The sequence below is a fragment of the Microtetraspora niveoalba genome (assembly GCF_001570405.1).
Taxonomy (GTDB): domain Bacteria; phylum Actinomycetota; class Actinomycetes; order Streptosporangiales; family Streptosporangiaceae; genus Microtetraspora; species Microtetraspora niveoalba.
Genome location: NZ_BBYM01000006.1, coordinates 1 through 13,792, shown reverse-complemented (window position 1 = coordinate 13,792; position 13,792 = coordinate 1). Strand labels below are relative to the sequence as shown.

Genomic DNA, 13,792 nt, shown 5'->3' with positions numbered 1-13,792 from the left:
CCCCCTTCGGACGGCGTGGCGTTCGGGCCCTGCGGCGTTCGTACGCCCGAGGGCCGCGGGGGCGGTCACTGGAGCGCCCCCTTCAGTCTGCGGATCACGGCCTCGCGCGCGTCCGGCGGTTCGACGACCACCGCGTCGGAGCCGAGGCTGGCGATCCACCCGGCGAGCCACTCGGGGTCGGAGAAGGTCAGCTCCGCCTCGTCCCAGCCGTCCGGGCCGGACCGCACCGCCTGGGCGGAGCGCCGCAGGCCGAGGCAGGTGCCCCGGCGGACCCTGATGAGGGCGGTCCGCTCGACGCCCATCTCCTGGAAGGAGACCATGGCGCGCAGGTCCACGCCCTCCGGCACGGTCACGCTGCCGGGCCGGCCGATCGGGGTGACCGCGCCGACGACGCGGCTGAGCCGGAAGACCCGGGAGGCGCCCCGGTCGCGGTCGTGCCCGACGACGTACCACCGGCCCCGGCGGCTCACCACGCCCCACGGCTCGACGACGCGGGTCAGCACCGACTCGCCGGTCGCCCGCCGGTAGCCGAACGTCACGGCCCGCCGGTCCCTGACCGCCTCCCACAGCGTGGGGAACGCCGGGTCGCGGGTGTCCACCCGCAGTTCGAGCGGGCTCGGGGAGAGGTCGGCGCGCACGCCGCCCGCCCGCAGCTTGAGCAGGGCGCCGCTGGCCGCCTCGGCCAGGCTGGCCCGCTGCCACACCTGCGCGGCCAGCCCGATGACCGCCGCCTCGTCGTGCTCCAGGGTGATCTCGGGAAGCTCGTACGACTCGCGGACGATCCGGTAGCCCGGATCGTCGTCCCAGGGGTCCTTGTGGACCTCGATGGGGATGCCGATCTCGCGCAGCTCGTTCTTGTCGCGCTCGAACATGCGCTGGAACGCCTCGTCGTTGTCCGGGTCGTACCCCGGGACGGCCTGCCTGATCTGCTCGGCGCTCAGCGGCCGATGGGTCGCGAGCAGGCAGATCACCAGATTGAGCAGCCGCTCGGTCTTCCGCCGGGACACCGTGCCTCCCCTCCGCCCATTCGGTACGCCCGTCTTCCGTGCTGAACGCTACCCTTTGCGACGTGATCAGATGGCGCAAGGGCGAGGTGCTCCGGGTCCGGCGGGAATGGCCGGGGGCCATGGAGCTGGACGTCACCGTCCCGGAGGGAGAGTGCCGGGCGCTGGCCTATCCCCCGCTGGTCGGTCGTCCTGAGCCCGGCGACACGGTGCTGCTGAACACGACCGCGCTCGCCATGGGCCTCGGTACGGGAGGTTACGCCATGGTGGTCGCCGTTCCGGACCGTTTGCCACAAGATCCTTCGGGACCGGGCCATCTGGTGAAGGCGAGGTACACGCCGCTGCAGGCGACGGTCCTCGGCGCGGACGAGCAGGACTCCCCCCACCACCGGATCCTCAGGGACGCCGACTCGATCGACGGGATGCCCGTGATCGTCGCGGACCTGCACTCGGCCCTGCCGGCCGTGCTCTGCGGCCTGTTCGACGCGGCCCGCTCCGCCTCGGGGTCCTCCGGCGCCGGGGACGGGGGCGGCGACGTCCCCTGGCCCGGCCCGCACCCCCGCGTCGCGTACGTGATGCCGGACGGCGGGGCCCTCCCCGCCTGGTTCTCCATGTCGTGCGCCCGGCTGCGCGAGCTGGACTGGCTGTGCGGTGTGGTCACCACGGGCCAGGCGTTCGGCGGCGACGTGGAGGCGGTCACCCTGCACACCGGCCTGCTCGCGGCCCGGCACGTCCTGGGCGCGGACGTGGCGGTCGTCGCGCAGGGCCCGGGCAACCTCGGCACCGGAACGCGCTGGGGCTTCTCCGGGGTGTCGGCGGGCGAGGCCGTCAACGCGGCGGCCGTTCTGGGCGGGCGGCCGGTGGCCGCGCTCCGGGTGAGCGAGGGCGATCAGCGGGAGCGCCATCTGGGGGTGTCCCACCACTCGCTCACCGCGTACGGCCGGGTCGCGCTCGCCCGGGCGCAGGTCGTGGTCCCCGAGCTGCCGGGCGAGTTCGGCGGGCGGGTGGCCGGGCAGGCCCGGGCGCTCGCGGCACGGCACGAGCTGGTCGGCGTGCCCGTGGACGGCCTGTACGAGGCGCTGCGGCGCAGCCCGGTGCGGCTCTCCACCATGGGCCGGGGGCTCGACGAGGACCTGGCCTGCTTCCTGGCCTCGGCGGCGGCCGGCCGCCACGCCGCCTCCCTCCTCGCCTGACCACCCCGCCGGGCCCTGGCCCGGCACTCCCCCACAGCGGCCCTGCCGCGTCTGCACGGCCCCAGTGGGGGCCTTTCACGTTCGTGCGCCCCGCTGCGTCCACCCGCCCCGTCGGCACTCCGCCGGTGCGGCGGCCCGGGGCGTGACTTTCCGGCGTGGAGGACGGTACGACCCGGTTCTCGTGCCCGTCAGGCGGGGGCGAGGGTGCCGTCGGGCTCGTAGAACTCCTTGAACGTGAACGCCTCCGGGCCGGGCCCCTGGGCGCGGAGCAGGCCCAGCCGCCCCATCCCCTCCTCCAGGGTCGGGACGTGACCCTCGGGGATCCACCACATCACCGTGTACGGCACGGCCGCCCGCGCGAACCACTCGCGGCGGCGCTTCATCACCGGCAGGTGCGGACTGCGGTAGACGAAGTTCCACAACGTCTCGCGTGACTCCCACACCGAGAAGTTGATCAGCAGCTCGTCCCCGTAGTCGTGCTTCACCGTGTCGGTCGGCAGATCGCCGCCCTTGAGCCGCCAGACGAAGCCGGGGGCCACGTCGGAGAGCGCGTTGACGGGTTCGAGGTTGGCGACGAAGTCGGCGAGTTGGGGAGTGTCGAGCGGCGCGAGCATGTGCGCGACGTTCAGCTGGGCGAGATGCATGCCGCCCAGCTTTCCGCGATCACGCTTTCTATGTCAACTCTCATTAGTTTTAGAAATCGCGACACAGCACTCCCCCGGGCGCGGGTCCAGTTCCGCCGCGTCCTCCGGCTCGCCCAGCGCCGCGAGCACGCCCTGGCAGAGCGCCAGGTTCATCGAGCACACGAGCAGCGGATGCCGCTCCGCCGAGGCGTGGAAGGGGCAGTTGCGCAGCCGGATCCGGCCCTCCTCCTCGTACGGCTCGTAGCCGCGCTCCGCGAGCAGCGCGGCCACCCGGCCACCCCCCGCCACACCGGCGCCGACAGAGGAGGCGGGCCGCCCACCGGCCGCGACAGCGCCGCTCGCCGCCCCGTCGCCGTCTTCGGGGAAGGCTGCCCGGGCCAGCCGCTCGCCCGCCCGGCGCGCGGCCTCCTCGGCCCGCTCCTCCGCTCCGAGGAGGTCGACCGCTTCGGCCAGGATCAGCGCGAGCGTGCGGTAGTCCCGAGGCGGCAGGCTCACGATCCGCTCCGCCCTGGCCCTCCGGTAGACCTTGGCCGGGCGGCCGCTCCCCGGACCCGTCCGGTCGCCGAGGCGCCGGAAGTCCGCTTCGAGGAGGCCGGCGTCGGCCAGCTTGTCGAGGTGGAAGGCCGCGAGGGTGCGCTGGATCCCGAGGGCCTCGGCCGCCTCGTTCCGGCCCACCTCGCGCCCGCGCGCCGCCACGAAGCGGTACAGCTTCCGCCGGAGGGGGTCGTTCAGGACGCTTACGGCGTCGAGTTCGTCGCTTTCCACAGCCGGAGTCTAAGGAGTGCCGCGAAAAGGTCCGCGGCGTGCGCTTCGCCGCCCCGGGGGCGCCTCCTGAGCCCGACCCCGGGGAGCCGTTTCCGCACGGTGACCGTCGATGGTTCGGACGTCATCGACCAACTGGGCGGGCTCGACGCCGGCCACTCCTGACCGTCGTGGCCGGCGAGGGCCGCGCTCAGTCCGGGCGGGGGATCCGCAGCGACGCGAGCCGGAGCGGGGAGGGGTCCGAGAACGCGTCGGCCATCATGGTCGCGACCGTGTACAGGTTCCAGACCACGTCCATCCGCCGCCGCGGGAGGATCGCGAGAAACCGGCCGAGCTCGTCGCCCTCGACGAGACGCGCCAGGCTCTCGCGTACCCGCTCCTCACCTGGGGCGGCGATGCCGGCGCGCAGCAGGCCGGCCAGTTCCTCGGACGGCTTCAACCGCCAGTTCCACGGCTTCCCGGCGACCGCTCCACCCGTTGCGCCGGCGACGGGAGGCCGGGCCCGCGCGCGCCGGCGCAGGATCCGGTTGACGAAGCCGTGGTCGGAACGCTCCGCCTCGAAACGCCACGGCCTTCCCTCGATCGGGATGCCGCGCAGTTCCGGCGCGAAGTGGTCGATCACCCGGTGGACGACGTCCTCGGAACGCCGCCACAGCGGGTCCATGCTGAGCGCGGCGCGGACGACGCGGTTGTCCAGGAACGGCGGGATCGGATTGCTCGTACGCAGCAGCGAGGCGCGCGAGGCGGCGTGCCACCGCCCGACGCGATACGTGACGTAGAAGTGGTCGAGCGCCTCGGCCGGGTTCTCGTCGCACCGGGCCAGCCACGGGGAGGCCAGCGCCTCGGCGTGCTCCCTGGCCCGCTCGGTCAGCAGGTCCGCGTTCTTCGTGTAGAAGCCCTCCATCCGGCGCCTGACCGCCTTGTGGCCGGGGTCCTCCTGGTTGTGCAGGAAACCGGCGCGCAGGATCTCCCCGCCGTGGCCCGACATGCGCGGCGCCGGATCGAAGCGCGCCGGCCCCGGCACGTTCTCGTACGCCGACAGCATGCCCTCGCAGGCGTACCGGACGTTGTGCGCGCGAACCAGCGGATGCGGGACGACGACGCTCTCTCCGTCCGGGGACCGTTTCGGCCGGTGGACGCGATGCTCGACGCCCAGCGCCGCGGCGACGCGCCGCGCGAGCTCCACGTCCGGGTCGCCGTCGTTCCCGCTGGTCGTGGCGACGAAGGGGATGTCGGCGCCGTGCAGCAGGGCGGCGAGCAGCCGGCTGTCGCGTCCGCCGGTGAGCGAGAGCCGTACCGGCTCGGCCGTGGCGAGCAGCGGCTCGACGGACGAAAGCAACGCGTCGGCCAGCTCGCCGACCTGGGCGCGGATGTCGCGCCTGGACGCCGGCATGGGACGCGCCGCCGGGAGCGGGACGACGGTGATCACGCGGCGACCGCCGGCGACCCTGATCTCGGCGCCGGGTGGCAACGCCGTCACACCCTCGAAGGGGGTCTCGTCGGAGAGGAAGTACCCCGTCCGCACCATCGACTCGAGAGCCGGCAGGTCCCAGACGATCTCGGGCCGTGCCGATCCGGTCCGGGCGGCCCGCGCGACCAGGTGGACCAGCAGGGCACGGGTGCCGACGACGTGGATCTCCGAAGTCTCCGCATGGAAGATCGGGCAGGCTCCCGTGCTGCCCGTCGCCGCGGTCAGATCGTCGTCGCAGGCCCGCAGGACCGAGAAGCAGCCGCCGGTACGGCCGGCCGTCTCGCCCAGCCGCGAGGCCGCGAGCAGCGTGTCGGCGCCTGACGGCCTGCCGAGATGTCCCGTGATGCCCGCCACCCGGCCGTCACGCCGCAGCATCACCGGCAGCCCGTGGTCTTCCGGTTCGTTGGACCAGGAGAGCAGCGAGATGTCGCCGCGCGCGGAATGCCATTCCTGCGCGACGACGGTTTCGGCGGGCACCGGGAAGGCCCGCGTTATGGCCTCCCGGGCCGCGGTGAGGGCCTCGAGCGGCAGTGGGACACCGGCGCGCCCGGCCGCGATGCCTAGATGAACGCGCAACGTGCCACCCCCGCCGCCCGGCAGCCCGTACTGCCATCGAGGTGAGAGGGAAACGGCGCCCGTAAGTGACCGGGCCCGGCCATGGTCGTGTACCGAAAGATCGCGTATCGCATACCTGTGAGAGCCGCCGGCGGTCAGGAAAGTTGCGAGAACTCGTCGCAACCGACCGCACCCGTTTCCCGGCACGCTCGCCGCGGTTCCCGACGGGGCGGGCAGCGTGCCGCAAAAGGCGGCGAACCACCCCTGTAACGCACGCACGCGAGCACGGTCGCCGGACCCGCGAACGACCGGCCGACGAATGGGCCTACGCCCGCGCGTACGGCTCAGAGGCCGAGCGGGGCGTCACGCGGGAGGCCCGCTCTCAAATCGGGCCTCCGGCGCGCGGACGGCTCTCCAGCGGCCCGCGTTGACAGGGGAGATCGATCCTGATCTCATTTGGAAACCTTCCTAACTAACCTGCGCCGGGACGACCTCGGCCCCTTCCCCCTCGCCCAGCCGCCCTTCCTCCTCCGCTCTGTCCAGGGAGGGAGCGGCGGGAAACGGAGACGACCCCCATGCCCCACCCCGCCTTCAGGCGCATCGCCTTCCTGCTCACGGCGACGGCGGTCGCCGCTCTCCCCGCCCGGGTCCCGGCGGAGCGTCCCGTACGGACTGCTCTCACCGGCGTCCAGGGCCCCGCCCAGGAGACGCGGGCGGTCGGCGTCACGCTCGCCGGCGCGGAGACCGCCGCCGCGACCGGCCGTTCCGCCGATCTCACCGATCCGCGCAAGAAGGAGATCGCCATGCGGCTGGTCTCCAGCGCGGAGAACTCCTCGCTGAACTGGAAGGCGCAGTACAAGTACATCGAGGACATCGACGACGGGCGCGGCTACACGGCGGGGATCATCGGGTTCTGCTCCGGGACGGGCGACATGCTCGACCTGGTCGAGCTCTACACCAGGCGCAAGCCCGGGAACGTGCTCGCCAAGTACCTCCCCGCCCTTCGCGCGGTCAACGGCACCGACTCGCACAAGGGCCTCGGCCGGGCGTTCGTACGCGACTGGCGCCGGGCCGCCGCCGACAAGGCGTTCCGGCGCGCGCAGAACGACGAGCGCGACCGGGTCTACTTCACCCCCGCCGTACGGCAGGCCAAACGGGACGGGCTGCGCGCGCTCGGCCAGTTCGCCTACTACGACGCGATCGTGATGCACGGCGGGGGCGACGACGACACGAGTTTCGGCGCGATCCGCCGCAACGCCATGAAGAAGGCCAGGACCCCGGCGCGGGGAGGCGACGAGACCGCCTATCTCCACGCCTTCCTGGACGCCCGCAAGGCCGCCATGAAGACCGAGGAGGCGCACAGCGACACGAGCAGGGTGGACACCGCGCAGCGGGTCTTCCTCAGGGCCGGCAACCTCGACCTCGAACCGCCGCTCAGGTGGAAGGTGTACGGCGACAGCTACGTGATCCGCCGCTGACGCGCTCCTCGTGAACGCGCGAAACGGCGCGCCGGGGACGGATACGTCTCCGGCGCGCCGCTCGACGTGACGCGAGGCGAGGAGGCTCAGGCGGCCCCGAGGACGTCCACGACGAACACCAGCGTGTCGGTGCCCTTGATGCCGCCCTGGGCGTTGCCCTCCTTGCCGTACCCGAGGTCCGGCGGGATCGTGAGCAGGACGCGGCTGCCGACCGGGACCCCGGTGAGGCCCTGCGACCAGCCCTTCACCACCTGGCTGAGGGCGAACGTCGTGGGCTCGCCGCGCTCCCAGCTCGAGTCGAACTGCTTGTCGGTGCCCCAGATCTTGCCGGTGTAGTGCGCGAGGACCATCTGGTCGGCGGTGACCTTGGGCCCCTTGCCCTCGATCACGGTCTTGACGACCAGACCCTTCGGCGGCTTCGCCGAGGTCTTGGTGGTCAGCGTGGGGGCCTTGTCGTCGCCCGGGTTGACGAGCTTGACGCCCTCGACGCCGGGGTCGGTCGCGGTGCCCTGGGCCGCCTTGGGGGCCGCCGCGACCACGTCGACCACGAGCACCTGGGACGTGTTCTCGAAGTCCGTGCCCTGCTGCTTGGCGTTGGCGAGCTGGTCCGCGGTCAGGTTGTCCTTCGCGACGACCGCGAGGACCCGCCCGCCGGGCTTGGCCCCAGCCAGCGCGTTGTACAGCGCCTTGGGGAGCTGCTGGTTCACCGTGACGAACTCGGACCTGCCCTGGTCGTAGTCGGAGCCGGGCGACTTGTTGTCCTTGCCGTCCCAGTTGTAGACCGTGACCTTGGCGGTGAGCACGTCACCGTCCTTGGCCGGCTCGCCCTGCCCCTCGATGATCGTTTCCGAGGAGGACGTCAGCCGCGGCTTCCCCGAGGGAAAGGTCACGCTCGGCTTCTGGTTGGCCTGCCCCGTCACCTTGATCCCGGAGGCCCCCGCCGGACTCGCGCTGGAGTCGCTCTTCTGGGCGGTTCCGCAGGCTGCGGCGAATATCAGGGGCAGAGCGGCGAGTACTGCCGTACGGCGGCGCATGTGGATTCCTCAGACAGACAGCTAGGTTCGGGTAACCCTACCCGAACCCGCCGTCCGGCCGACGTAAAGAGATCACATGCCGGCGATCAGCTTGTCGACCCTTTCGTCAACGCTGCGGAACGGGTCCTTGCAGAGCACCGTCCGCTGCGCCTGGTCGTTGAGCTTCAGATGCACCCAGTCGACCGTGAAGTCGCGCCGCTTCTCCTGGGCCTTGCGGATGAACTCCCCGCGCAGCTTGGCCCGCGTGGTCTGCGGCGGAACCGATTTCGCCTCGAAGATCCGGACGTCCGAGGCGACCCGCTCGACCGAGCCGCGGCGCTGCAGCAGGTAGTACAGCCCCCGCTTCCGGTGGACGTCGTGGTACGCCAGATCGAGCTGGGCGACCCGCGGGGACGACAGCGGAAGGTCGTACTTCCGTCTGTAACGTTCAATCAACTGGTACTTGGTGACCCAGTCGATCTCGCGGGAGACGAGGTCGAGATCGCCGGTCTCGACGGCGCGGAGCGTGCGCTCCCACAGCTCCAGGACCCGCTTGCTCGTCTCGTCGCCGCCCCTGCGGTCGACGAAGTCCTTGGCCTTGAGGAGGTACTCCTCCTGGATCTCCAGCGAGGAGGCCTCGCGGCCGTTCGCCAGCCGGACCCGGCGGCGTCCCGTCATGTCGTGCGACACCTCGCGGATCGCCCGGATCGGGTTCTCCAGCGACAGGTCGCGCATCACGACGCCGGCCTCGATCATGCGCAGCACCAGGTCGGTGGCGCCGACCTTGAGCAGCATCGTGGTCTCGCTCATGTTGGAGTCGCCGACGATGACGTGCAGGCGGCGGAACCGCTCGGCGTCGGCGTGCGGCTCGTCCCTGGTGTTGATGATCGGCCGGGACCTGGTGGTGGCGGACGAGACGCCCTCCCAGATGTGCTCCGCCCGCTGCGACACGCAGTAGACTGCGCCGCGCGGCGTCTGCAGCACCTTGCCCGCCCCGCAGATGATCTGCCGGGTGACGAGGTACGGGATCAGCACGTCGGCCAGCCGCCCGAACTCTCCGTGCCGGCCGACGAGGTAGTTCTCGTGGCAGCCGTAGGAGTTGCCCGCCGAGTCGGTGTTGTTCTTGAAGAGGTAGATGTCCCCGGCGATCCCCTCCTCCCGGAGCCGCTTCTCGGCGTCCAGGAGGAGTCCTTCGAGGATGCGCTCCCCCGCCTTGTCGTGGGTGACGAGCTCCACGACGTTGTCGCACTCGGGGGTGGCGTACTCAGGATGGCTGCCCACGTCCAGGTACAGGCGTGCGCCGTTGCGGAGGAAGACGTTGCTCGATCGGCCCCAGGACACCACTCGCCGGAACAGGTACCGCGCGACCTCGTCCGGCGACAGCCTCCGCTGCCCACGGAACGTGCAGGTGACGCCGTACTCGTTCTCCAGCCCGAAGATGCGACGATCCATCACATCACCCTATTCCTCGAAGGCGACAAGCGGATAGGGATCGGTCACAGGTGTGTCGACGTACGGCTACCGCCGGCGTTCCCCGCGGTAGCCGTACCCGGTCAGGGGGCGTAGATCTCCACGACCTTCGCGATCTGGTGGTTCTTCACCGTGACCAGCGCGTACAGCCCGCCCTTGACGGCCCGGGAGATGAGTGTGTCGCGGGAGCAGCTCTGGGTGCCGACGTACTGGTTGTTGATCGTCTGGTCCTTGCCGTCGCAGCCGACGGCGCTGAGGAAGACCGCGTTCTTGGCGATCGGCGCGGCGAAGGCCATGGCGTCGCCCTTTGCCGGGCCCTCGAAACGGCCCTGGCCGCTGCTCGGGTCCTTGACGAACTTGATCGGGACGTACTCGGCCACGTTCGCGTCCTGCATCGTCCGCAGCTCGGCGCGGATGACGCCGTCCCGGCTGGGGCTGATGCCCTTGGTGAAGTCGTGCCCGGGGTCGGACTGGAACTGCTCGCCGAAGACCGGCGGGTTCTTGTCGGTGATCGGCGGCCAGTCGTCGTCGGCCGGGTCGTCGAAAACAGCGGTGGAGGTGGGCTCGGACGCGGAGGGCGACGCGTCCGGGGCCGCCGTGCCGGACGGCTCCTCCGACGGGGAGGGGGGCGCCGTCACCGTGACCGTGGCGGTGGGGGCGGCGTCGGCGCCGGACGACCCCGAGCAGGCGGCCAGCGAAAGGGCGGAGACGGCGATGGCGACGGGAACGCCCACCCGCCGGAACGCACCGAACGTCGTAAAGTCCGTGAATATCGTCATAACCGCATGAGACTAGCGAAACCCGGGCCGGGTTTGTCCGCGAGCCGTGATCTTGACCACTGCCGGCGCCCGCCCCGGGAACGGGCCGCGGCGCCCATCGCGGAGGCGGGGACCGGTCCGGGGCGCGCGGAGCCGCGCCCCGTGAGGGGCGCGGCGGGGACGGCGACGACGGGGGCTACTCGCCGGAACCGGTGTCGATCTCGCCCTCGGGGCCGATCGGCGGTCCCGTCTCGGGGGCGGGAGCCGGGGCCGGCTCGGCGGGCGGCGCGGGAGGAGCGGTCTCGTCGAGCACCCGCTGCAGGCGGGGGCCGGTGAGGCGGAGGAACTTGCGGTGCTCGCGGTTGCGGTCGAGGATCGCCACCTCGAGCTGGGTCGGGGCCGGGCGCTCGCCCCCCGGCTCGGTGAGGGCGAACAGCGCGGCGTCGAGCGCCTGCGCGAGCGGCAGGCCCTCGCTGTAGCGCTCCTTCAGCCGGCCGCCGACCGCGTCGGCCTGGCCGCCGATGACGGCCATGCCCTGCTCGTCGAAGACCGAGCCGTCGAAGGTGAGCCGGTAGATCTGGTCCCGCCCCGGCTCCTCGCCGACCTCGGCGACCACGATCTCCACCTCCAGCGACTTGATCGACTCGGTGAAGATCATGCCGAGCTGCTGGGCGTACAGGTTGGCCAGCCCGCGGCCGGTCACGTCGCTGCGGTTGTAGGTGTAGCCGTTGATGTCGGCGTAGCGGATGCCGGCCAGGCGGAGCGACTCGAACTCGTTGTACCGTCCGACGGCCGCGAAGCCGATCCGGTCGTAGATCTCGCTGATCTTGTGCAGCGCCTTGGACGGGTTGGGCGCCACGAACAGGATGCCGTCGGCATACTGCATGACGACCACGCTGCGGCCGCGCGCGATGCCCTTTCGCGCATATTCCGCCCGGTCCCGCATGATCTGCTCGGGTGAGGCATATCCAAAGGGCATGGACACCGGTGGTGATCCTCTCTTCGAATTATCGCAGCGGGGCGGTGGGGCCGTCGGGGTCCGTCATCCGGGCGTCGAGGATGCCCTGGACGTACTCCGCGACCTCCTCGTCGGACAGGCGGCGGAAGCCGTCGGAGTTGATCACCGCGACCACCGGCCAGATCTTCCGCGTCACGTCCGGCCCACCGGTCGCCGAGTCGTCGTCGGCGGCGTCGTAGAGGGCCTGCAGGCAGGTGACCACGGTGTCCTCGGCGCTCGCGTTCTCCCGGTAGAGCTTCTTCAGGGAACCGCGCGCGAAGATCGAGCCGGAGCCGATCGTGTGGTACTGCCGCTGCTCGTACGGCCCGCCGCCGACGTCGTACCCGAAGATCCGCCCGGCGTCGCGGTCGGGATCGTACGCGGCGAAGAGCGGGACGACCACGAGGCCCTGCATCGCCATCGCGAGGTTGCCGCGGATCATGGTGGCCAGGCGGTTGGCCTTGCCCTCGGTGGAGAGCGAGCGGCCCTCCATCTTCTCGTAGTGCTCCAGCTCGACGCGGTAGAGCCGGGCGACCTCGATGCCGGTGCTCGCGGTCCCGGCGATCCCGATGCAGGAGTAGTCGTCGGTGCGGAAGACCTTCTCTATGTCCCGCTGGGAGATCATGTTGCCGGAGGTGGCGCGCCGGTCACCGGCCATCACCACGCCTCCGGCGCAGGTCGCGGCCACGATGGTGGTGGCGTGCGGGATCTGGTCTCCGACCGGGGCGGCCAGCGCCTGCGCGCGGGTCGGCAGCAGGTCCGGTGCGTACGCGCCGAGAAACTCGGTGAACGACGACGACCCCGTATTCGTGAAGAGGTTGTTCATCCAGGCCTGCTGAGATGCCACGCGACTCCCTCCAAGCGTGCGTTGTTACGAACCGACCCTACTCATGTCGCGGCGCTGGTTGCACTCTTCCCGATCAGCTAAGGGCGAACCGCCCCGAACGCGGGAACCCTTACCGGTCAGGCGAACTCGTTCTTTACCGTCACGTCATTACGTGCGACTGTCGACTTGTCCGTACGTCCTAACCTCGGCGGGGAGGTCGTCCATGAGACCAGCGCTCGCGGTCGTGGCGGGAGCCGTACTGGCCCTGGCGGGATGCGGGACCGGCGGCGGTTCCGGCGGCGGATCCGGTGGTGACGGCGTCACGCTGGTCATCACGGCGAACGCCATCTCGGGCGGCAAGAACTCCGACTCCGCCGAGTGGACCAAGAGCTGGGTGATCCCCCGGTTCGAGGCCGCGCAGAAGGCCAGGGGCCGTACCGTGCACGTGCTCTTCCAGCCGAGCGGCGTCGACGACGAGCAGTACAAGACGAAGATCGCACTGGACCTCAAGTCGCGCACCGGCGCGGATGTGATCGACCTGGACGGCATCTGGGTCGGCGAGTTCGCCCAGGCGGGTTATGTGAAGCCGCTGGCGGAGGTGGCCGGGCCCGAGGTGGACGCGTGGGAGGGCTGGGCGCGCATCCCGCGTACCGTGCAGGGGCTCGGCGTCTTCGACGGGAAGCGGTACGCGCTGCCGCAGGGCACGGACGGGCGGGTCCTCTTCTACAACAAGAAGCTGTTCTCCCGGGCCGGGCTGCCGTCCGAGTGGCGGCCGTCGAGCTGGCAGGAGATCCTCGACGCCGGCGCGGCGCTCAAGCGGGCCGGGGTGCCGGTCCCGATCCAGATCGACGCGGGCACGGCGATGGGCGAGGCCACCACGATGCAGGGCGTGCTGCCGCTGCTCGCCGGCGCGGGCGCCGAGATCTACGCCGGCGGCAGGTGGACGGGGGCGACGCAGGCGCTGAAGGACATGCTGGGCTTCTACCACCAGATCTACGCCACGGGGCTCGGCGACCCGAAGCTGCAGCAGGAGGCGCAGGGCAGGGACAAGTCGTTCGCGCGCTTCGCCGAGGGCAAGATCGGCATCCTCGCGGAGGGCGACTACTTCTGGCGGTCCGTGATCGAGCCCAAGACCGGGGTCGCGCCGATGGCGACCCGTGACGCGGACGTCGGCTACGCCCTGATCCCGGCGCAGCGCCCGGGGGCGGGCATCCGCGGGCAGGACGCGGTGAGCATGTCGGGCGGCGCCGTACGGGTGGTGAACCCGTTCTCGAAGAATCCCGGACTGGCGTGGGAGCTGCTGTCGTTCATGCACTCGGCCGAGGCGACGACGGCGCAGCTCGCGGGCGCGGCCCGGATCACCTCGCGCACGGACGTGAACGACATGGTGCTGAGCGCCGACCCGATGCTGAAGTTCGTGTCGGACGAGGTGCTGCCAATCACGGCGTACCGGCCGCCGCTTGCCGTCTACCCGCAGGTCTCGGTCGCCCTCCAGGAGGCCACCGCCGACGTCGTGTCCGGCAGGTCCGTTGACGAGGCGGCCGCGTCGTACCAGCGCAAGCTCGAAGCCATCGTCGGCGCCTCCAACGTCGCCCGATGATCCGGCGGAACGGGGCGAGCC

At 71.5% G+C, this 13,792-nt stretch carries 12 protein-coding genes; 3 read left to right on the top strand and 9 right to left on the bottom strand.

Annotation, left to right across the window (positions count from 1 at the left end):
* Positions 1-65 precede the first annotated feature (65 nt).
* The gene (locus AWQ70_RS05820; protein ID WP_067171488.1) at positions 66-1,007 is read right to left on the bottom strand and encodes a helix-turn-helix transcriptional regulator; all 942 of its coding nucleotides are present in this window, start codon (positions 1,005-1,007) and stop codon (positions 66-68) included.
* 62 nt (positions 1,008-1,069) lie between these two features.
* Here AWQ70_RS05820 and AWQ70_RS05815 point away from each other — a divergent pair, with 62 nt between their 5' ends.
* Complete coding sequence (locus tag AWQ70_RS05815) at positions 1,070-2,197, top strand: DUF3866 family protein (protein ID WP_067171487.1); 1,128 nt, start codon at positions 1,070-1,072, stop codon at positions 2,195-2,197.
* A gap of 188 nt (positions 2,198-2,385) precedes the next feature.
* Here the strand turns inward: AWQ70_RS05815 and AWQ70_RS05810 are convergent, their stop codons facing one another.
* The 3 genes from AWQ70_RS05810 to AWQ70_RS05800 all read right to left on the bottom strand — a co-directional run bounded on the left by AWQ70_RS05810 (position 2,386) and on the right by AWQ70_RS05800 (position 5,650).
* Complete coding sequence (locus AWQ70_RS05810; protein WP_067171484.1) at positions 2,386-2,841, bottom strand: DUF3291 domain-containing protein; 456 nt, start codon at positions 2,839-2,841, stop codon at positions 2,386-2,388.
* A gap of 33 nt (positions 2,842-2,874) precedes the next feature.
* The gene (locus AWQ70_RS05805) at positions 2,875-3,606 is read right to left on the bottom strand and encodes a helix-turn-helix transcriptional regulator (protein ID WP_067171483.1); all 732 of its coding nucleotides are present in this window, start codon (positions 3,604-3,606) and stop codon (positions 2,875-2,877) included.
* Between the two features lie 187 nt (positions 3,607-3,793).
* On the bottom strand, positions 3,794-5,650 hold the full coding sequence (locus tag AWQ70_RS05800; protein WP_067171481.1) for an asparagine synthase-related protein: 1,857 nt from the start codon (positions 5,648-5,650) through the stop codon (positions 3,794-3,796).
* Between the two features lie 554 nt (positions 5,651-6,204).
* On the opposite strand from AWQ70_RS05800, the gene AWQ70_RS05795 reads away from it, so the two are divergent.
* Complete coding sequence (locus AWQ70_RS05795) at positions 6,205-7,107, top strand: chitosanase (RefSeq protein ID WP_084516561.1); 903 nt, start codon at positions 6,205-6,207, stop codon at positions 7,105-7,107.
* An 86-nt stretch (positions 7,108-7,193) separates the two neighbouring features.
* On the opposite strand, the gene AWQ70_RS05790 is transcribed toward AWQ70_RS05795, so the two are convergent.
* The 5 genes from AWQ70_RS05790 to prcB all read right to left on the bottom strand — a co-directional run bounded on the left by AWQ70_RS05790 (position 7,194) and on the right by prcB (position 12,171).
* Positions 7,194-8,141 carry an FKBP-type peptidyl-prolyl cis-trans isomerase gene (locus AWQ70_RS05790; RefSeq protein WP_084516560.1) on the bottom strand — a complete coding sequence of 316 codons (948 nt, stop codon included), beginning with the start codon at positions 8,139-8,141 and terminating at the stop codon, positions 7,194-7,196.
* A 72-nt stretch (positions 8,142-8,213) separates the two neighbouring features.
* Positions 8,214-9,572, bottom strand: a complete 1,359-nt coding sequence (pafA, locus tag AWQ70_RS05785; protein ID WP_066937173.1) for a Pup--protein ligase — start codon at positions 9,570-9,572, stop codon at positions 8,214-8,216.
* A 101-nt stretch (positions 9,573-9,673) separates the two neighbouring features.
* Positions 9,674-10,369 carry a hypothetical protein gene (locus tag AWQ70_RS05780; RefSeq protein ID WP_157529912.1) on the bottom strand — a complete coding sequence of 232 codons (696 nt, stop codon included), beginning with the start codon at positions 10,367-10,369 and terminating at the stop codon, positions 9,674-9,676.
* A gap of 175 nt (positions 10,370-10,544) precedes the next feature.
* Positions 10,545-11,327, bottom strand: a complete 783-nt coding sequence (gene prcA, locus AWQ70_RS05775; RefSeq protein ID WP_067171778.1) for a proteasome subunit alpha — start codon at positions 11,325-11,327, stop codon at positions 10,545-10,547.
* A gap of 28 nt (positions 11,328-11,355) precedes the next feature.
* Positions 11,356-12,171, bottom strand: a complete 816-nt coding sequence (gene prcB / locus AWQ70_RS05770; RefSeq protein WP_067171475.1) for a proteasome subunit beta — start codon at positions 12,169-12,171, stop codon at positions 11,356-11,358.
* 223 nt (positions 12,172-12,394) lie between these two features.
* Here prcB and AWQ70_RS05765 point away from each other — a divergent pair, with 223 nt between their 5' ends.
* Positions 12,395-13,771, top strand: coding sequence for an extracellular solute-binding protein (locus AWQ70_RS05765; protein WP_067171473.1), 1,377 nt, complete (start codon positions 12,395-12,397; stop codon positions 13,769-13,771).
* Positions 13,772-13,792: the final 21 nt, after the last annotated feature.